Raw genomic sequence first — 18,742 nt, 5'->3', positions numbered from 1 at the left:
GCAAGCCGACACATGAATTCCAACGATATCGACGATTCCAAGCCCGAGACGCTGACGGCCGGTCCGGCCGACACCCCGTCCGACGCGCCCGCGAAACCCAAGCGCACCCGCAAGGTCGCCGCGGCCCCGGTAGAGGCGACCGACGCGGGCGCCGCGCCCGTGGCCGAGGAGACTCCGAAGCCTCGAGCGCGCCGCAAGACGGCCGCCGCGGCGGAAGTGCCTGCCGAGGCCCCGGTCGAGGTCCAGGCTGAAACGCCCGCGGCCGAAGACGCGCAAGCGTCCAAGCCCAAGCGCCGCGCCACGAAGAAGACCGCGGAGGCCGACGCCGTGCCGGCGCAGGCCGACCGCGCCGTGATCCACGTGCCGGTGGCGACCGTCGAGGCTTCGCCCGCGCCGGTGTCGCCGGTGGCCGGGGCGGTTGTCGAGCTGGTGTCGCAGGAGTCTCCTGAGTCGCGAGAAGCGGGTCCGGTGGCGAGTGAAGGCGCCGACGGCGACGCAGGCAGCGACGGCGAAGGCCGTGGCCGCAATCGCCGCCGCCGCGGGCGCGACCGTGATCGCGAACCGCGCGAAGGTCAGCCGGTCCAGGCGCAGGGCGATGCTTCCGAGTCCGGCGAAGGCGCCGGGTCCGCGCCGACGCAGGTCGACAGCGCCCAGCTCCAGGCCGAGGCGCAGGCGCGCTTCGACGCGCTGGTGTCCGGTGCCTTCGATGCCGACGCCGAGGACGACGGCGCCGAGCCCGCCGAGATCGCCGATGTCGAGGCGTCGTCCGACGACGGCGAGTCCGATGCCACCGACCAGCCCGCCAAGCGGGTGCTCGCTCCCGATGCCGATGCGCCCAAGCTGCAGAAGGTGCTGGCGCAAGCCGGCGTCGGCTCGCGTCGCGACATCGAGGACATGATCGCCAAGGGCCAGATCACGGTGAACGGCGAAGTCGCCCACGTCGGTCAGCGCATCTCCTACGGCGACCGCGTCGCCGTGGCCGGCAAGCCGATCAAGGTCCGTATCGCGCCGGTCGCGCCGCGGATCCTGGCGTACCACAAGCCGGTCGGCGAGGTCGTGACCTTCAACGACCCCGAAGGCCGTCCCACCGTCTTCCGCAGCCTGCCGCGCCTGCCGCAGGGCAAGTGGCAGTCGGTCGGTCGCCTCGACCTGAATACCGAAGGCCTGCTGCTGTTCACCAACTCCGGTGAACTCGCCAACCAGCTGATGCATCCGCGCTTCGGCGTCGAGCGCGAGTACGCGGTCCGCGTGCTGGGTTCGCTGAGCAAGGAACAGAAGGAGAAGCTGCTGACCGGCGTCGACGTCGACGGCCAGCAGGCCAGCTTCAAGAGCATCGAGGACGGCGGCGGCGAAGGCGTGAACCGCTGGTACCGCGTCGTCATCACCGAAGGCCGCAACCGCGAAGTCCGCAAGCTGTTCGAGACCGTCGGCCTGGCCGTCAGCCGCCTGATCCGCATCCGCTACGGCACCGTCGTGCTGCCGCGTGGCCTGCGTCGTGGCGTCTACATCGAGCTCGGCGACGCCGACGTGCGCATCATCCGGCAACTGGCCGGGAACGAGCCGCGTCCGCCGCGCAACAACGATCGCAATGACCGGGGCGACAAGCGCCGCCGCGGCAACAGCGGCGGTCCGCGTCCGAGCCGTCCGGAGCAGGGCCGCAACGATCAGCGCGGTGAGTTCCGTGGCGATCGCAACGAGCAGCGGGCAGACCGCGGCGATCAGCGCGGCGACCGCAACGATCAGCGCGGCGACCGTCAGGATCGTCCGCAGCGCAACGACCGGAACGAGCAGCGTCCCCCGCAGAATCAGGCGCAACGCCCGCAGCAGCAACAGCAGCAGCAGGAGCGCGACCGCGATCGCCGCCCCCGCGACGAGGACGATGACGACTTCATCCCGAAGCACATCAACCCGCTGGAGCAGACCTTCGACCGGCGCTTCGCGACCGGCAGCAAGCGCATCCCGCAGGGCTTCGGCAAGGGCGGCAGCGATTCCGGCCACAACCCCCATCAGGGCAACAAGCGTGGCCCGGGTGGCGAGCACCAGCCGGATCCGATGAAGACGTCGATGGGCTACATCGGTGCCGACGCCTTCATCAATCGCGGCAACAACCGGGGCGGTGGTCGCCGCGGCGGCGGCGGCGGTGGTGGGGGTGGCGGTGGCGGAGGCCGCGGCCGCCGCTGATCAGGTTTGAACGCCCGGCGCCCGCCATCCGGCGGGGCAGGGCGGCACGGGCCGGGTTCCATCCCGGCTTTTTGCCTTCCGGCGACACCCGGCTGAAAACGGGATGTCACTTGGGGGCTTGACTTCACGCATTACAATGCCGGGCTTTGCCAAGCCCAAGATTTTCAAGGAAAAAGACATGGCCATCGAACGCACCCTCTCCATCATCAAGCCCGATGCCGTGGCCAAGAACGTCATCGGCCAGATCTACACCCGCTTCGAAGGCGCCGGCCTGAAGGTCATCGCCTCCAAGCAGAAGCAGCTGTCGCGCGCCGAAGCCGAAGCGTTCTACGCCGTGCACAAGGCCCGCCCGTTCTTCAACGACCTGGTGACCTTCATGATCTCTGGCCCGGTGCAGATCCAGGTGCTGGAAGGCGAAGGCGCCATCCTGAAGAATCGCGACCTGATGGGCGCGACCGACCCGAAGAAGGCTGAGAAGGGCACCATCCGCGCCGACTTCGCCGACAGCATCGACGCGAACGCCGTGCACGGCTCGGACGCCGCCGAGACCGCGGCCGTCGAGATCGCGTTCTTCTTCTCCGGTCTGGAAATCAACGGCCGCTGAGCCGTCACCGCCTCTGGACCCCGGGCCAGCAGGCCCTAGCGAAAGAGGAGTACACACGATGGACGCGGTCAACCTGCTCGGATTCGATCTGCAAGGCCTGGCCGCGTACTGCGAGCAGCTGGGGGAGAAGCGCTTTCGCGCGACCCAGCTGTTCCGCTGGATCCATCAGAAGGGCGCGTCGGACTTCGCCCAGATGTCCGACCTGGCCAAGTCGCTGCGCGACAAGCTGGCCGGGCGCGCCCACATCACCGCACTGCCGGTGATCTCCGAACATGTCTCGGCCGACGGCACCATCAAGTGGTTGTTCGACGTCGGCCAGGGCAACGCCGTCGAGGCGGTCTACATCCCCGAGGACGATCGGGCCACGCTGTGCATCTCCAGCCAGGCCGGTTGCGCCGTGGGTTGCCGCTTCTGCTCGACCGGCCATCAAGGCTTCAGCCGCAACCTCGAGACCTGGGAGATCGTCGCCCAGCTCTGGTATGCCGAGCATTCGCTTCGGCAGCGCCTGGGCAAGGACGAACGCATCATCTCCAACGTCGTGATGATGGGCATGGGCGAGCCGCTGCAGAACTACGGCGCGCTGATCCCCGCGCTGAAGATGATGCTGGACGACCATGGCTACGGTCTGTCGCGGCGCCGCGTGACGGTGTCGACCTCGGGCGTGGTCCCGATGATCGACCGCCTGCGCGACGATGCGCCGGTGGCGCTGGCCGTGTCGCTGCACGCGCCCAACGACCCGCTGCGCGACCAGCTGGTGCCGCTCAATCGCAAGTACCCGATCGCGGAACTGCTGGCGAGCTGCAACGCCTACCTGGACAAGGCACCCCGCGACTTCATCACCTTCGAGTACTGCATGCTGCAGGAGGTGAACGATGCGCCGGAGCAGGCCCGCGAGCTGATCGCGCTGCTCAAGGGCAAGGTGCCCTGCAAGATCAACCTGATCCCGTTCAATCCGTTCCCCGCGTCGGGCCTGAAGCGCAGCACCAACGAGCGCGTCAAGGCCTTCGCCGATCTGCTGATCCAGGCCGGCATCGTGACGACCGTGCGCAAGACGCGCGGCGACGACATCGACGCCGCCTGCGGCCAGCTGGCCGGCGAGGTGCAGGACCGGACCCGGGTTCATCTGCGCATGGTGCGCGCGCCCGTGGTGGTACAGCGCGGCGCGGCATCCGGCGGCACTTCGGGCGCAGCGCCCGCGGCCGCCACGCCTTCGACTCCCGTCACTCCCACAGGCCCACGTCCATGACCCTTTCGTCGCCCGGCTCCCTCCTTCCGCGTCGTTCCGCCCGGACCCTGTCCGTCGTGCTGCTGATCGCCGCGGCCCTGGCCGGGTGCGCGGGCGGTGCGCAGCAGCAACAGCAGCCGCGCACGGAGAGCGACAAGACCGACAACGACCGCCGGGCGCAGGTGCGGCTCGAGCTCGCCAGCGGCTACTTCGCCCGCGGCCAGTACGAGACGGCGCTGGACGAGGTCAAGCTCGCGATGGCCGCCAAGCCGGATCTGCCCGAGGCGATCAACCTGCGCAACCTGATCTACGCCGCGATGGGCGAGTACGGTCTGGCCGAGGACGGCTTCAAGCAGTTGATCGCCCGTGACCGCAACAACGGCGATTCGCTGCACAACTACGGCTGGTTCCTGTGCCAGCGCCAGCGCTATGCCGAGGCCTACCAGCAGTTCGAAGCCGCCGTGGCGCTGCCGGCCTACCGCACGCCGTCGCGCACGCTGCTGGCCTGGGGCGCCTGCGAGGCGCGCGAGGGCCGTCTGGTGCCGGCACAGGCCCACCTGACCAAGGCCTTCGAGGTCGAACCCGGGAATCCGACGATCGCGATGAACCTGGGCGAAGTGCTGTACCGCCAGGGCGAATACGAACGCGCGCGCTTCTACGCGCGCCGCGTCAACAGCAACGTGGAACAGGCGAACGCCGCCAGCCTCTGGCTGGAGCTGCGCATCGAGCGCCGCCTGGGCAACACGTCCAACATGGACGATCTCGGCCAGCAGATGCGGCGCAAGTACCCGCAGGCGGCCGAGACGCAGGCATTGAATAACGGTCGATTCGATGAATGAGGGACATCGCATGACTCCGACGGCCGCCGACGAGGCGACGAACGGGGAAGCGCCAGGCGCTTCCGCACCGGCATCCACGCACGCACCCGCTCCCGCCTTGGCCCCGGTCACCGCGGGTGAGGCCCTGCGTCGCGCGCGCGAAGCTCGCGGCTTGCACATCGCCGCGCTGGCCGCGACGCTGAAGGTGCCGCAATCGAAGCTGGAAGCGCTGGAGGCCGATCGCTACAAGGATCTGCCCGATGCGACCTTCGCGCGGGCGCTGGCGCGCTCGATGTGCCGCGTGCTGAAAGTCGAGGCCGAGCCAGTGCTGAAGATGCTGCCGAGCGGCGGCGCCGAGGCCTCGCTCGACCGCGTGACGCCGGGCCTGAACCAGCCGTTCCGCGAGCGCTCGGTGAGCCAGGAGCCCGCGCTGTCGACGGAGCTGCTCAAGCGCCCGGCCGTGCTCGGAATCGGCGTGCTGTTGATCGCCGCCGTGGCCGTCTATGCCATCCCGTCGAGCTGGATCGATCAGGTCACGCAGCGCCTGCGGCCGACCGAATCCGCCGCCACGGCGCCCGGGCCGGACAACGTCGCCGGCACGCCGCCGGCCGTGACGGAAACGCCGCCGACCAACGTGGAAGCGCCCGTGGTGAGCGCCTCCGAGACCGCGCCCGCCGGCCAGGTCGCCGCCGGAACGTCGACGCTGCCGTCGCAAGGCGCCACCGCGACGACGGCACCGGTCACCACCGTACCGGCGACCACGGCACCTGCGCCGAATGTCGCCGCCCAGGCCCCGACCGCATCCGCGTCCGCCGGCCAACCGGTCCAGGCTGGCGCCCCCGCGCCCGGCACCTCGCCGCTGAAGGTCCGCGCCAGCGCGGAGTCCTGGGTCGAGGTCGTCGACGCCAAGGGCCAGGTGCTGTTGTCCAGACTGTTGCGTCCGGGCGATCTCGTCGACGTCAATGGCGTCGCGCCGCTGAAGCTGCGCGTGGGCAATGTGTCCGGCACGGAGCTGGTGTTCCGCGGCCAGACGGTGGACCTCGCCGCCCGGTCGCGCGACAACGTCGCCCGCCTCGAACTGAACTGAACACCCCGAGCCAACGGGCGCCGTACCAGCCGTACCCTTTTCGCAAGAGCGCCGCAAGATGGACAAGCCAGCCACTCCCGATTTCGCCGAAGCCAAAGCTGAAGCCAACGCCGAAGCCAACGATCTGTCCGATCTGATCGCCGCCGCCGCGCCCTCCGCGCGCCGCTCGCGACAGGCGCAGGTGCGCTGGGGCAACCGCGTGGTGACCATCGGCGGCGACGCGCCGGTGCGCGTGCAGTCGATGACCAACACCGACACCGTCGACGTCATCGAGACGGCGATCCAGGTCAAGGAGCTGGCGCAGGCCGGCTCGGAGCTGGTCCGCATCACCGTCAACAACGCCGAGGCCGCCGACGCCGTCCCGCACATCCGCGAGCAGCTCGATCGCATGGGCATCGACGTGCCGCTGGTCGGGGACTTCCACTACAACGGCCACCGGCTGCTGACCGAGCATCCGGCCATGGCGCGGGCGCTGTCGAAGTACCGGATCAATCCGGGCAACGTCGGCAAGGGCGACAAGAAGGACCGCCAGTTCGCCCAGATGATCGAGGCCGCGATGCAGTACGACAAGGTCGTGCGCATCGGCGTCAACTGGGGCAGCCTGGACCAGGAACTGCTCGCCCAGATGATGGACGAGAACGCGAAGCGCGCCGCGCCCTGGGACGGCAAGCAGGTCATGTACCAGGCGCTGATCCAGTCGGCGCTGTCGTCGGCGTCGTATGCCCGTGAACTGGGCATGAACCCCGACAACATCATCATCAGCTGCAAGGTCAGCGGCGTGCAGGACCTGATCTCGGTCTACCGCGCGCTGAGCAGGCGCTGCGACTACGCGTTGCACCTGGGCCTGACCGAGGCCGGCATGGGCACCAAGGGCACGGTGGCCTCGGCCGCGGCGCTGTCGGTGCTGCTGCAGGAAGGCATCGGCGACACGATCCGCGTCTCGCTGACGCCGCAACCCGGCGAGTCCCGCACGCAGGAGGTGGTCGTCGCGCTGGAGATCCTGCAGTCGCTGGGCCTGCGCGCGTTCAACCCGAGCGTGACCGCCTGCCCCGGCTGCGGCCGCACGACCAGCACCACCTTCCAGGAACTGGCCAAGCAGATCGACGATTTCCTGCGCGCGCAGATGCCGGTCTGGCGCGAGAAGTACCCCGGCGTCGAGACCATGAAGGTCGCGGTGATGGGCTGCATCGTCAACGGCCCCGGCGAGAGCAAGCATGCCGACATCGGCATCAGTCTGCCGGGCAACGGCGAGGCGCCGGCCGCGCCCGTCTTCATCGACGGCGAGAAGGCGCTGACCCTGCGCGGCGACAACATCGCCGGCGAGTTCCACGCCCTGGTCGAGACCTACATTGAAAAGCGCTTCGGCGCGCCTACCACCACCGCATGAGCAAGAACATCCAGGCCGTCAAGGGGATGAACGACATCCTCCCGGCCAGCGTCGACCGCAAGGACAAGCTGCCGAGCAGCCAGCTGTGGAGCTGGTTCGAGACCACGCTGCGCGGCGTGCTGCAGCGCTACGGCTACCAGTACATGCTGACCCCCATCGTCGAGCCGACCGCGCTGTTCGTGCGCGGCCTGGGCGAGGTGACCGACATCGTCGAGAAGGAGATGTACTCCTTCACCGACAGCATGAACGGCGACCAGCTGACGCTGCGCCCGGAAGCCACCGCCGGCATCGTCCGCGCGATGGTCGAGCACAACGCGCTGTACAACGGCCCGCTGCGCCTGTGGACGCTGGGCCCGATGTTCCGCCACGAGAGGCCGCAGAAGGGCCGCTACCGCCAGTTCAACCAGCTGGACGTCGAGGCGCTGGGCTTCGCCGGCCCGGACGTGGACGCCGAGATCATCCTGATGGTCCGCCGCCTGTGGCAGGAGCTGGGTCTGGTCGTCGGCGAGCACGTGCGGCTGGAGCTCAACTCGCTGGGCCAGCCGGAGGAGCGCGCCGCGCACCGCGCCGCGCTGATCGCCCACTTCGAGGCGCACGCCGACAAGCTCGATGAAGACGGCAAGCGCCGCCTGCACACCAATCCGCTGCGCATCCTCGACACGAAGAATCCGGCCATGCAGCCGGTGGTCGAATCCGCGCCCAAGCTGATGGATTTCCTCGGCGAAGAGACGCTGGCGCACTTCAACGCCGTGCGCGCGATCCTCGACGCCGCCGGCCTGGAGTACCGCATCAACACGCGCCTGGTGCGCGGCATGGACTACTACAACCTGACCGTCTTCGAATGGGTGACCGACCAGCTCGGTTCCCAGGGCACGGTCTGCGGCGGCGGTCGCTACGACGGCCTGTTCGAGCAGCTTGGCGGCAAGCCGACACCGGCGGTGGGCTTCGGCCTGGGCATCGAGCGTCTGCTGCTGCTGATCGACGAGCTCGGCCTGCCGGTGCCGTCGTCGGCCCCGGACGTCTACGCGATCCTGCCGGACGTGGCCGTGCTGCCGCAGGCCATCCCCGTGCTGGAGGCGCTGCGCGCCGAAGGCGTCGCGGTGCAGATGCACGCTGGCGGCGGCTCGTTCAAGTCGCAGTTCAAGAAGGCCGACGCCTCGGGCGCGCGCTTCGCGCTGGTGTTCGGTCCCGACGAACTCGCCCGCGGCGAAGTCGCCGTCAAGCCGCTGCGCGGCGACGGCGAACAGGTGACACGCCCGCTTAACACGGTCGCTGCATGGGCGGCCGACCTGCGCACCGCATAATCGCGACCTCGAATTTCAACCCGGACCCTCACTCGCACATGGCGTCTCATCTCGATCTCGAAGAACAGGAACAGCTGGAGCAGCTCAAGGCGTTCTGGAAGCGCTGGGGCAATCCGATCACCTGGCTGTTGACGCTGGCGCTGGTGGCTTACGCCGGCTGGACCGGCTGGAACTACTGGCAGCGCACGGAAGCCGCCAAGGCCGCCGCGATGTTCGGTGAGCTGCAGCGTGCGACGCAGGCCGCCGACCTGGGCAAGAGCGTCGCCGTCTTCGGCAACCTGAAGCAGGACTATGCCGGCACCGGGTACGCCGCGCAGGCCGCACTGCTGACCGCCAAGCTGCAGCTGGACAAGGAAAAGGCCGACGACGCGCGCGTCACCCTGACCTGGGCCGCCGCCAACGCCAAGGGCGATGCCTACCGCGATCTGGCGCGCCTGCGCCTGGCCGCGCTGCAGATGGACGCCAAGCAGTTCGACGAAGCCGGCAAGACGCTGGACAGCGTCAAGAGCGCGGACTTCGCCGCCCTGGTGGCCGACCGCCGCGGCGATCTGGCGCTGCTGCAGAACAAGCCGGACGTCGCCAAGACCGAGTTCAAGAAGGCTTACGACGGGCTGGACAAGCAGCTCGACTATCGCCGCCTGCTCGAAGTGAAGCTGGCCAGCCTGGGCGTGGCCGTCGGCGGTGACGAGCCCGCTGCGGGAGCCACTCAATGAACGCCGACCTGACCCTCGGTCGGCTGACCCGGGCGCTGCTGCTGGGCGGGGTCGCGGCGACGCTGGGCGCCTGCTCGCTGTTCAGCAGCTCCACCGCGCCCAAGCCGGCGGCGCTGGAGAACATCACGCCGTCGCTCCAGGCCCGCGTGGCTTGGGAAGCGCGCGTGGACAGCGTCAAGTTCCCGCTGACGATCACGGCGGTCAACGACCGCTTCGTCGTCGGCGGATCGGATGGCGTCATCAGCGCGATCTCCGCGAATGACGGCACCACGCTGTGGCGCGCCGACATCGGCAAGGGCCTGACGGCGGGCGTCGGCAGCGATGGCCGCTTTGCCGCGGCCGTGACGCGCGACAACGAACTGGTCGTGACCGAAGGCGACAAGATTCTGTGGCGCAAGACGATGACGACCCCGGTCGTGACGTCGCCGTTCGTCGCCGGCGAGCGCGTGTTCGTGCTGACGCTGGACCGCGCGGTGCTGGCCTTCGACGCCGTCGACGGCCGCCGCCTGTGGGAGCTGCGCCGTCCGGGCGAGCCGCTCACGCTGCAGCAGGCCGGCGTGCTCGGTGCCTACCAGAACACGCTGCTGGTCGGGCAGGGCTCGCGCCTGGCGGGCATCGACCCCACCCGTGGCCTGCTGATGTGGGAAGCGACCGTCGCCAACCCGCGCGGCACCAACGAAGTCGAACGCCTGGCCGATCTGGTCGGTCCGCTGGCCCGGGACAACGACGTCTTCTGCGCCCGTGCGTTCCAGTCGGCGGTCGCCTGCGTCCACGGTGAACGCGGCAACACGATCTGGACCCGCAACAACGCCGGCCTGCGCGGCGTGGGCGCCGACTCGACGATCGTCGTCGGCGGCGACGCCTCCGACCGCCTGACGGCCTGGGGCACCCGCACCGGCGACGTCGTCTGGACCGCCGACCAGTTCCAGAACCGCAAGCTCAGCGCGCCGCTGGTGACCGACAAGTCGGTCATCGTCGGCGACAGCGAGGGCTACGTGCATTTCCTGTCCAAGGACAAGGGTCTGACCGTGCAGCGCCTGCAGACCGACAGCTCCGGCATCGCCGCGGCGCCGGTGCAGCTCGGCGGCACGGTGCTGATCGCCACCCGCAGCGGACGCCTGTTCGCGCTGCGCCAAGACTGATATGAAACCTGTGATCGCCCTGGTGGGCCGCCCCAACGTGGGCAAGTCCACGCTGTTCAACCGGATGACGAAGAGCCGCGACGCCATCGTCGCGGACTTCGCCGGCCTCACGCGCGACCGCCATTACGGCGACGGTCGTCTGGGCGATCGCGAGTTCATCGTCATCGACACCGGTGGCTTCGAGCCCGACAGCACCACCGGCATCGTCAAGGAGATGGCCAAGCAGACCCGCCAGGCCGTGGCCGAGGCGGATGCCGTCATCTTCGTGCTGGACGTCCGCACCGGCCTCGCCGGCCAGGACCTGGACATCGGCCGTTATCTGCGCCAGTGCAACAAGCGCGTCTTCATCGCCGTCAACAAGGCCGAAGGCATGAGCGACAGCCCGCTGCTGGCCGAGTTCCATGAGCTCGGCATGGGCGAGCCGCATCCGGTTTCCGCCGCGCACGGGCAGGGCATCCGCTCGCTGCTCGAGGCGGTGCTGGACAGCTTCGAGGCGCCGGTCGAGGACGAGGAACCCGCGGAGGGTGCCGGTCCCGACGACGAGCGGGCGATCCGCCTCGCGGTCGCCGGCCGTCCCAACGTCGGCAAGAGCACGCTGATCAACACCTGGCTGGGCGAGGAGCGCCTGGTCGCCTTCGACATGCCCGGCACGACGCGCGACGCCATCAGCGTCGACTTCGAGCACAACGGCCAGAAGTTCAAGCTGATCGACACCGCCGGCCTGCGCCGCAAGGGCAAGGTCTTCGAGGCGATCGAGAAGTTCTCGGTGGTCAAGACGCTGCAGGCGATCGCCGACGCCAACGTCGTGCTGTTGCTGATCGACGCGACCCAGGGCGTCACCGACCAGGACGCGCACATCGCCGGCTATGCGCTGGACAGCGGCCGGGCGGTCGTCATCGCGATCAACAAGTGGGACGCGATCGACAGCTACCAGCGCGAGACCATCGAGCGCCAGATCCAGACACGCCTGGGCTTCCTGCGTTTCGCGCCGATCCTGAAGATCTCCGCGCTGAAGCGGCAGGGCCTGGGCCCGCTGTGGAAGGCGCTGGCGGACGCCTATTCGTCCGCCTACCGCAAGATGACGACGCCGGTGCTGACGCGCCTGATCCAGGAAGCGGTGCAGCATCAGCAGCCGCAGCGCTCGGGCATCTCGCGTCCGAAGCTGCGCTACGCCCACCAGGGCGGGATGAATCCGCCGATCGTCGTCATCCACGGCAATGCGCTCGAAGGCGTCAGCGACGTCTACAAGCGTTATCTGGAAGGGCGCATCCGCGACCACTACAAGCTGGTGGGCACGCCGATGAAGATCGAGCTGCGTTCCTCGAAAAACCCGTTCGCCGAAACCTGAGGACGGGCCGGCCCGGGGAAACCCGGTGCTGTGATAAGGTGCGAGGTTCCAACACCTCTCCCTCTCTAACACGGAGCATATCGTGAGCAACAAAGGACAACTCTTGCAAGATCCCTTCCTGAACCTGCTGCGCAAGGAGCATGTTCCTGTGAGCATCTACCTCGTGAACGGCATCAAGCTGCAGGGCCACATCGAGTCCTTTGACCAGTACGTGGTGCTGCTGCGCAATACGGTCACGCAGATGGTCTACAAGCACGCCATCTCGACGGTGGTGCCGGGCCGTGCGGTGAACTTCCACACCGGCGAGAGCAACGACGCCAGCTGAAGCTGATTGACCACACAAGACCCCACCCATTCGACGCCGCCCCCCGAGGCGGCGCGTGCCATTCTGGTGGGGGTCGATCTGGGCCGCGGCGAGGCCTTCGACCCCACCCTCGACGAACTCGCGCTGCTGGCCGAGTCCGCCGGTGACACCCCGGTCGCGCGGGTCGTCGCGCGGCGCAAGGCGCCCGACGCGGCGCTGTTCATCGGTTCCGGCAAGGCCGACGAGATCAAGCTGATGGTGCAGGCGCTCGGCGCCCACACCGTGCTGTTCGACCAGGCGATCTCCCCCGCGCAGCAACGCAATCTGGAACGCCACCTCGGCGTGCCCGTGGCCGACCGCACCGCGCTGATCCTGGAGATCTTCGCGGCCCGCGCACAGAGCTTCGAGGGCAAGCTGCAGGTGGAGCTCGCGCGGCTGCAGTACCTCGCCACGCGCCTGGTGCGCCGTTGGAGCCATCTGGAACGCCAGAGCGGCGGCATCGGCATGCGCGGCGGCCCCGGCGAGCGCCAGATCGAGCTGGACCGCCGGATGATCGACGACCGCATCAAGTCGATCAAGGAGCGGCTCAAGAAGGTCCAGAAGCAGCGCGCCACGCAGCGTCGCGCCCGTGCGCGCAACGGCGTGTTCCGTGTCTCGCTGGTGGGCTACACCAACGCCGGCAAGAGCACGCTGTTCAATGCGCTGACCAAGGCGCGGGCCTACGCGGCCAACCAGCTCTTCGCGACGCTCGACACGACGACCCGCTCGCTGTACCTCGAGGAGGCCGGCACCAGCGTCTCGTTGTCCGACACCGTCGGCTTCATCCGCGATCTGCCGCACAAGCTGGTCGAGGCGTTCAAGGCCACGCTGCAGGAGGCGGCCGACGCCGACCTGCTGCTGCATGTCGTCGACGCCGCCAGTCCGGTGCTGACCGAGCAGATGGAGGAGGTGGAGCGGGTGCTCGCCGAGATCGGCGCGCAGCACATCCCGCAGATCCTCGTCTACAACAAGCTCGATCTGCTGGAGGACAACCAGCGTCCGCGCCAGCTGCAGGACTGGCTGACGCGCGTCGGCGGCGAGCACGGCGGACAGCGTCTGCCGCGGATCTTCGTCAGCGCGGCCAAGGGCGAAGGCCTGGACGAACTGCGCACGATGATCGCGTCGCTGATGCAGGCCGCGCCGGTGCCCGAATACAGCGGCATGACGGATGCCGACGACGAAGCCGGCGACGAAGCCGAAAGGGGCGAAGGGGTCGAAGAGGCGGATGGGAGCGATGCCGACGATGTCGACTTGAACCCTCAGGACCCGCCCCAAGATCGTTCGGACCCGCAGGATCATCCGCAGGGACGCACAGGCTGAGGCCCTTCGCCAATGCCCGATACTTGCAACAAGACTTCCTCATCAGGATGCGTATGAATCAAGACGATCGCATGTCCGTCGCCGGTGGTGGACGTGACCCGCGGGGTGGAGCCGGCAGCCTGCGCCGCCGGCTGGGGCTCTGGATGAGCAATGGCCGCAACGAAGGCCCGCCAGACCTGGACGAGCTGTGGCGCGACTTCAACCGCAAGCTCTCGCGGCTGTTCGGCGGCCGCGGCGGCAATGACGGCAACGGTCCCTCCGGCGGTGGTGGCAATCCCCAGCCCGACATGCGCGGCGCCGGTATCGGCGCCGGCCTGGTGGTCGGCGTGGTGCTGCTCGGCTGGCTGGCCAGCGGCCTGTTCATCGTGCAGGAAGGTCAGCAGGGCGTGGTCACCTCGTTCGGCAAGTACAGCCGCACGGTGGACGCCGGCATCCAGTACCGCTTCCCGTATCCGTTCCAGGCGCACGAGGTCGTCTCGGTGACGCAGCTGCGCTCGGTCGAGATCGGTCGCAACACGGTCGGCCAGGCCACCGGCCTGCGCGATTCGTCGATGCTGACGCAGGACGAGAACATCATCGACGTGCGCTTCACCGTGCAGTACCGGCTGAAGGATTCGCGCGACTACCTGTTCGAGAACGTCAACACCGACGAGGCCGTCACGCTGGCGTCGGAGTCGGCCGTGCGCGAGATCGTCGGTCGCAACGAGGCGAATGCCGTGCTCTACGAGAAGCGCGACCAGATCGCCACCGAGCTGCAGACGTCGATCCAGCAGCAGCTGGACCGGCTGAAGACGGGGATCCAGATCTCCGCCGTCAACCTGAACAGCGTGCAACCGCCGGAGCAGGTGCAGGCCTCTTTCGAGGATGCCTTCCGCGCCAACGCCGATCGCGAACGCCTGAAGAACGAGGGCGAGGCCTACGCCAACGACGTGATCCCTCGCGCCCAGGGTCAGGCGGCCCGCCTGCGCGAAGACGCCGAGGCCTACCGCGCCCGGGTCGTCTCGTACGCCGAGGGTGATGCGCAGCGCTTCAAGTCCGTGCTGGCCGAGTACCAGAAGGCGCCGGCCGTCACGCGCGACCGCCTCTACATCGACGCGATGCAGCAGGTCTATTCGCGGGTCACCAAGGTGATGGTGGACAAGAGCGGTTCCAACCTGCTGTACCTGCCGCTGGACAAGCTGATCCAGCAGCAGACGGGGACCGTCACGACCAGCGTGCCGACCCCGGTCGCGCCCGCCGATGCATCGACGGCCAGTCCCTCGCTGAGCACCGATCCGCGCTCGCGCGACAGCATGCGCAGCCGCGACCGCGACGGCCGTTGATCGACAGGAGCCCACAACAATGAATCGCATCGTCTCCGTCGTCGTCGGTCTGCTGATCCTGTTCATGATCGCCAGCTCGACCTTGTTCGTCGTCGACCAGCGTCAGTACGCGGTCGTCTACTCGCTGGGCGAGATCAAGGACGTGATCGCCGAACCCGGCCTGAAATTCAAGCTGCCGCCGCCGCTGCAGAACGTGGTCTTCCTGGACCGCCGCGTCCAGACGCTGGACTCGTCCGAGCCCCGCGCCATCTTCACCGCCGAGAAGAAGAGCCTGGTCGTCGACTGGCTGGTCAAGTGGCGCATCGTCGATCCCAAGCAGTTCATCCGCAACAACGGCAGCCAGCTGCGCAATCTCGAATCGAGACTGAGCCCGGTGGTCAATTCCGCGATGAACGAGGAGGTGACCAAGCGCACCGTGGCCGCCGTGCTGGCCACCGAGCGCGAGAAGGTCATGCTGGATGTCCGCAAGCGCCTGGAGGGCACCGCCAAGGAGCTGGGCATCGAGATCGTGGACGTGCGCGTCAAGCGCGTGGACTTCGCGGCCAACATCACCGAGGCCGTCTACAACCGGATGAAGACGGAACGCGCCCGCGCCGCCAACGAGCAGCGTTCCACCGGCGCGGCCGAAGGCGAAAAGATCAAGGCCGATGCCGACAAGCAGCGCGACGTGATCACCGCCGAGGCCTACAGCGACGCGCAGAAGATCAAGGGCGAGGGCGACGCCAAGGCGGCGGCGCTGTACTCGGAGGCCTTCAGCCGCGATCCTCAATTCGCGCAGTTCTATCGCTCGCTCGATGCCTACCAGGCGTCGTTCAAGGGCAAGAGCGATGTGATGGTGCTCGACCCGTCGAGCCCCTTCTTCAACGCGATGCGCAACGGTGGCCCCGGCGCCCCGGCAGCGCCTGCGCCGAAGAAGTGAGTTCTGGAAGGGCTGGCCCTGACGACCTCCGGGTCGACCGGCCCTCGTCAGCAGGCTGACCGGCAGCAGCCGGGGAGGGCGGCCCCATCATGAACGGCGACAAGTGGCTGGCGGGGCTGGCGCTGCTGCTGATCATGGAGGGGCTGTTGCCTTTCCTGAATCCCGACGCGTGGCGCCAGTTGTTCTCGAAGCTGTTGGCCATGAGCGACGGACAGCTGAGATTCCTCGGCCTGGCCAGTCTGTTGTGCGGCGGCCTGCTGCTGATCTTGCTCTGAGCATTGCGGGTCAGCAGCACGGTGCACAAGACGGTGAGCGGGCTGCGCGGCCCGTCACGAAGCCTTGCTGGATCGTTGACGAACCCGCGCCGGACCCTCGCCTGAGGGTTCCGGCGGTCGAGGCGCGTCGCGACCCCGGTACAATGCCGTTTTTAACCCCCTCCCTGAACGTCCATGGCCTCTGCTTGGCTGCTGCCCGAGCACATTGCTGACGTCCTGCCCTCCCAGGCTCGCCGCATCGAAGAACTGCGGCGCGAATTGCTGGACATGGCGCGGACCTACGGTTGCGAGCTGGTGATGCCTCCCATGCTGGAGCATCTCGACTCGCTGCTTTCCGGCACCGGCCAGGCGCTGGATCTCAAGACCTTCAAGCTCGTCGACCAGCTCTCCGGTCGCAGCCTGGGCCTGCGCGCGGACACGACCCCACAGGTCGCCCGCATCGATGCCCACCTGCTGAACCGCGCCGGCGTGACGCGTCTGTGCTACTGCGGCCCGGTGCTGCACACGCGCGCCGAGGGCCTGACCGCGACGCGGGAGCCGCTCCAGTTCGGCGTCGAGATCTACGGCCATGCCGGTCTCGAAGCCGATCTCGAAGCGCAGGAACTGGCCATCGATGCGATGCAACGCGCCGGCGTCACGCGCCTGGTGCTGGACCTGGGCGACGCACGCCTGGTGCGCGGCGTGCTCGGCGAGCATGCGCTGGGCGAGGACCGTCTGAGCGCACTGGTGGCGGCGATGGCCGCCAAGGACGCTGCCGGCGTGGCGGCGTTCTCCAATGAATTGCCGGACGACGTCGTCGCCGCGCTGCAGACACTGCTGCGCCTGTATGGCGGCGTCGAGGTGCTGGCGGACGCGCGTCGCGCACTGCCGGTCAATGCGCTGGTCACGGCCGCGCTGGACGACCTGGAGTGGCTGGTCCATCACCTGCGCGCGGCGTATCCCGACGTTCGCATCGGTGTCGATCTGGCGGACCTGCCGGGCTTCGGCTACTACAGCGGCGTCCGCTTCGCGCTGTATGCGGAAGGCGGCAGCGATGCGGTGCTGCGCGGCGGCCGCTACGACGAGGTCGGCGCGGTCTTCGGCCGGCGTCGTCCCGCTGTCGGTTTCAGCCTGGACCTGAAGACGCTGGTGGGACTGATCCCCGCCACGTCGCTGCGGGCCGCGGTGCGCGCCCCGTGGGGCGAGGATCCCGACCTGCGCGCGGCGGTCCGCCGTCTGCGCGAGCAGGGCGAGACGGTGGTCTGCGTCCTGCCGGGCCACGAGCAAGAGAACGACGAATTCGAATGCGACCGCGAGCTGGTGCAGTCCGGCGGTCAATGGGTGCTGCGATCGCTGTGAGCGACGCGATTCGCCCCTCCACCCTCAACCTCCAAATCATCGGATGAACGACATGCAAAGCAGTGAGATCGCGCGCGGGCGCAATGTGGTGGTCGTCGGCACCCAATGGGGTGACGAAGGCAAGGGCAAGGTCGTCGACTGGCTGACCGACCACGCGCAAGGCGTGGTGCGCTTCCAGGGCGGCCACAACGCCGGCCACACGCTGGTCATCAAGGGCGTGAAGACGGCGCTGCAGCTGATCCCGTCGGGCATCATGCGCGACGGCGTCGCCTGCTACATCGGCAACGGCGTGGTGCTGGACCCGACCCATCTGCTGTCGGAGATCGAGCGCCTGGAGAAGGCCGGCGTCGAGGTGCGTTCGCGCCTGTACATCAGCGAGTCCTGCCCGCTGATCATGCCCTTCCACGTCGAGGTCGACCGCGCCCGCGAGGCGCTGCGCGAGAGCAGCGGCAGCGGCAAGATCGGCACGACCGGCAAGGGCATCGGCCCGGCCTATGAGGACAAGGTCGCCCGCCGCGCGCTGCGCGTGCAGGACCTGAAGCATCCGGATCGTTTCGCGAAGAAGCTCAAGGAACTGATCGACCTGCACAACGTCGCGCTGACCGGTTACCTGAACGGCAAGGCGCTGGAGTTCCAGCCGATCTTCGACCATGCGATGTCGCTGGCCGACCAGATCAGGCCGATGATGGCCGACGTCGGCTACATGCTGCACAAGGCGCATCAGGCCGGTCAGAACATCCTGTTCGAAGGCGCGCAAGGCACGCTGCTGGACATCGACCACGGCACCTATCCGTACGTGACCTCGAGCAACTGCGTGGCCGGCAACGCCGCCGCGGGCGCCGGCGTGGGTCCGCAGATGCTGCATTACATGCTGGGCATCACGAAGGCCTACGCGACGCGCGTGGGCTCCGGTCCGTTCCCGACCGAGCTGGACTGGGAGACGCCGGGCACCGTGGGTCACCACCTGTCGACGGTCGGCCAGGAGCGCGGCACCGTCACCGGTCGCGCCCGCCGCTGCGGCTGGCTGGATGCGGCCGCGCTGAAGCGCTCGATCATCATCAACGGCATCACCGGCCTGTGCCTGACCAAGCTGGACGTGCTGGACGGCCTGGCCGAGATCAACATGTGCGTGGGCTATGAGCTCGACGGCAAGCAGATCGACATCCTGCCGCTGGACGCCGACGAGATCGTCGCGTGCAAGCCGGTCTATGAAGTCTTCCCCGGCTGGACCGAGTCGACCTTCGGCATCACGAAGTGGGATCAACTGCCGGCCAACGCGATCGCCTACCTGAAGCGCGTGGAAGAGGTGATCGGCGCGCCGATCGCCATGGTGTCCACCGGCCCCGATCGCGAACACACCATCCTGCTGCAGCATCCGTTCAAGGACTGAGCGACCGCTCGGCCCCTGTCGTTTTC

Annotated in this window: 17 protein-coding genes; all 17 read left to right on the top strand. The window is 68.4% G+C overall.

Annotated features, from left to right (window positions below):
- Nucleotides 1-12: 12 nt before the first annotated feature.
- Nucleotides 13-2,181 carry a pseudouridine synthase gene (locus tag AC1VNM_RS13850; RefSeq protein ID WP_483107299.1) on the top strand — a complete coding sequence of 723 codons (2,169 nt, stop codon included), beginning with the start codon at nucleotides 13-15 and terminating at the stop codon, nucleotides 2,179-2,181.
- A gap of 178 nt (nucleotides 2,182-2,359) precedes the next feature.
- The gene (gene ndk / locus AC1VNM_RS13845; protein WP_377152641.1) at nucleotides 2,360-2,785 is read left to right on the top strand and encodes a nucleoside-diphosphate kinase; all 426 of its coding nucleotides are present in this window, start codon (nucleotides 2,360-2,362) and stop codon (nucleotides 2,783-2,785) included.
- A gap of 58 nt (nucleotides 2,786-2,843) precedes the next feature.
- On the top strand, nucleotides 2,844-4,031 hold the full coding sequence (gene rlmN, locus AC1VNM_RS13840) for a dual-specificity RNA methyltransferase RlmN (protein ID WP_377152643.1): 1,188 nt from the start codon (nucleotides 2,844-2,846) through the stop codon (nucleotides 4,029-4,031).
- On the top strand, nucleotides 4,028-4,849 hold the full coding sequence (pilW, locus tag AC1VNM_RS13835; protein ID WP_483107298.1) for a type IV pilus biogenesis/stability protein PilW: 822 nt from the start codon (nucleotides 4,028-4,030) through the stop codon (nucleotides 4,847-4,849). Before rlmN ends, pilW begins: the two co-directional genes overlap by 4 nt.
- Before the next feature lie 10 nt (nucleotides 4,850-4,859).
- Nucleotides 4,860-5,915, top strand: coding sequence for a helix-turn-helix domain-containing protein (locus tag AC1VNM_RS13830; protein WP_483107297.1), 1,056 nt, complete (start codon nucleotides 4,860-4,862; stop codon nucleotides 5,913-5,915).
- Between the two features lie 58 nt (nucleotides 5,916-5,973).
- Complete coding sequence (ispG, locus tag AC1VNM_RS13825; protein WP_483107296.1) at nucleotides 5,974-7,302, top strand: flavodoxin-dependent (E)-4-hydroxy-3-methylbut-2-enyl-diphosphate synthase; 1,329 nt, start codon at nucleotides 5,974-5,976, stop codon at nucleotides 7,300-7,302.
- Complete coding sequence (gene hisS, locus AC1VNM_RS13820) at nucleotides 7,299-8,606, top strand: histidine--tRNA ligase (RefSeq protein ID WP_483107295.1); 1,308 nt, start codon at nucleotides 7,299-7,301, stop codon at nucleotides 8,604-8,606. The genes ispG and hisS overlap by 4 nt, the downstream gene beginning before the upstream one ends.
- A 38-nt stretch (nucleotides 8,607-8,644) precedes the next feature.
- The gene (locus AC1VNM_RS13815; RefSeq protein WP_483107294.1) at nucleotides 8,645-9,319 is read left to right on the top strand and encodes a YfgM family protein; all 675 of its coding nucleotides are present in this window, start codon (nucleotides 8,645-8,647) and stop codon (nucleotides 9,317-9,319) included.
- A complete protein-coding gene (gene bamB / locus AC1VNM_RS13810; RefSeq protein ID WP_483107293.1) occupies nucleotides 9,316-10,461 on the top strand; it encodes an outer membrane protein assembly factor BamB in 1,146 nt (381 codons plus the stop codon). Before AC1VNM_RS13815 ends, bamB begins: the two co-directional genes overlap by 4 nt.
- Nucleotide 10,462: 1 nt before the next feature.
- Nucleotides 10,463-11,809 (top strand): ribosome biogenesis GTPase Der, encoded by a 1,347-nt coding sequence (der, locus tag AC1VNM_RS13805; RefSeq protein ID WP_377152656.1) that lies wholly within the window; start codon nucleotides 10,463-10,465, stop codon nucleotides 11,807-11,809.
- A gap of 82 nt (nucleotides 11,810-11,891) precedes the next feature.
- The gene (gene hfq / locus AC1VNM_RS13800) at nucleotides 11,892-12,134 is read left to right on the top strand and encodes an RNA chaperone Hfq (protein WP_067275532.1); all 243 of its coding nucleotides are present in this window, start codon (nucleotides 11,892-11,894) and stop codon (nucleotides 12,132-12,134) included.
- Between the two features lie 6 nt (nucleotides 12,135-12,140).
- Nucleotides 12,141-13,472, top strand: coding sequence for a GTPase HflX (gene hflX / locus AC1VNM_RS13795; protein WP_377152658.1), 1,332 nt, complete (start codon nucleotides 12,141-12,143; stop codon nucleotides 13,470-13,472).
- A 53-nt stretch (nucleotides 13,473-13,525) separates the two neighbouring features.
- Nucleotides 13,526-14,794: an FtsH protease activity modulator HflK gene (hflK, locus tag AC1VNM_RS13790; RefSeq protein ID WP_483107292.1), complete on the top strand. Its 1,269-nt coding sequence runs from the start codon at nucleotides 13,526-13,528 to the stop codon at nucleotides 14,792-14,794.
- A 19-nt stretch (nucleotides 14,795-14,813) separates the two neighbouring features.
- Nucleotides 14,814-15,713 carry a protease modulator HflC gene (gene hflC / locus AC1VNM_RS13785; protein ID WP_377152662.1) on the top strand — a complete coding sequence of 300 codons (900 nt, stop codon included), beginning with the start codon at nucleotides 14,814-14,816 and terminating at the stop codon, nucleotides 15,711-15,713.
- An 89-nt stretch (nucleotides 15,714-15,802) separates the two neighbouring features.
- Entirely contained in the window at nucleotides 15,803-15,988 is a 186-nt protein-coding gene (locus tag AC1VNM_RS13780; RefSeq protein ID WP_483107291.1) for a DUF2065 domain-containing protein, read from the top strand.
- A 174-nt stretch (nucleotides 15,989-16,162) separates the two neighbouring features.
- A complete protein-coding gene (locus tag AC1VNM_RS13775) occupies nucleotides 16,163-17,326 on the top strand; it encodes an ATP phosphoribosyltransferase regulatory subunit (protein ID WP_483107290.1) in 1,164 nt (387 codons plus the stop codon).
- Between the two features lie 52 nt (nucleotides 17,327-17,378).
- Nucleotides 17,379-18,716 (top strand): adenylosuccinate synthase, encoded by a 1,338-nt coding sequence (locus AC1VNM_RS13770; protein WP_377152668.1) that lies wholly within the window; start codon nucleotides 17,379-17,381, stop codon nucleotides 18,714-18,716.
- Nucleotides 18,717-18,742: the final 26 nt, after the last annotated feature.

This window comes from Mitsuaria sp. MSU3D, assembly GCF_056867975.1.
Note: the sequence above shows the minus strand (reverse complement) of the source record. Positions and strands in the feature narration are given on the sequence as shown.

Coding starts and splice junctions, on each gene's coding strand:
- pilW (WP_483107298.1), top strand. CDS start 4,028: ATGACCCTTTCGTCGCCCGGCTCCCTCCTTCCGCGTCGTTCCGCCCGG.
- hflK (WP_483107292.1), top strand. CDS start 13,526: ATGAATCAAGACGATCGCATGTCCGTCGCCGGTGGTGGACGTGACCCG.
- ispG (WP_483107296.1), top strand. CDS start 5,974: ATGGACAAGCCAGCCACTCCCGATTTCGCCGAAGCCAAAGCTGAAGCC.
- AC1VNM_RS13815 (WP_483107294.1), top strand. CDS start 8,645: ATGGCGTCTCATCTCGATCTCGAAGAACAGGAACAGCTGGAGCAGCTC.
- hflC (WP_377152662.1), top strand. CDS start 14,814: ATGAATCGCATCGTCTCCGTCGTCGTCGGTCTGCTGATCCTGTTCATG.
- AC1VNM_RS13775 (WP_483107290.1), top strand. CDS start 16,163: ATGGCCTCTGCTTGGCTGCTGCCCGAGCACATTGCTGACGTCCTGCCC.
- AC1VNM_RS13850 (WP_483107299.1), top strand. CDS start 13: ATGAATTCCAACGATATCGACGATTCCAAGCCCGAGACGCTGACGGCC.
- AC1VNM_RS13780 (WP_483107291.1), top strand. CDS start 15,803: ATGAACGGCGACAAGTGGCTGGCGGGGCTGGCGCTGCTGCTGATCATG.
- der (WP_377152656.1), top strand. CDS start 10,463: ATGAAACCTGTGATCGCCCTGGTGGGCCGCCCCAACGTGGGCAAGTCC.
- bamB (WP_483107293.1), top strand. CDS start 9,316: ATGAACGCCGACCTGACCCTCGGTCGGCTGACCCGGGCGCTGCTGCTG.
- hisS (WP_483107295.1), top strand. CDS start 7,299: ATGAGCAAGAACATCCAGGCCGTCAAGGGGATGAACGACATCCTCCCG.
- AC1VNM_RS13770 (WP_377152668.1), top strand. CDS start 17,379: ATGCAAAGCAGTGAGATCGCGCGCGGGCGCAATGTGGTGGTCGTCGGC.
- rlmN (WP_377152643.1), top strand. CDS start 2,844: ATGGACGCGGTCAACCTGCTCGGATTCGATCTGCAAGGCCTGGCCGCG.
- AC1VNM_RS13830 (WP_483107297.1), top strand. CDS start 4,860: ATGACTCCGACGGCCGCCGACGAGGCGACGAACGGGGAAGCGCCAGGC.
- ndk (WP_377152641.1), top strand. CDS start 2,360: ATGGCCATCGAACGCACCCTCTCCATCATCAAGCCCGATGCCGTGGCC.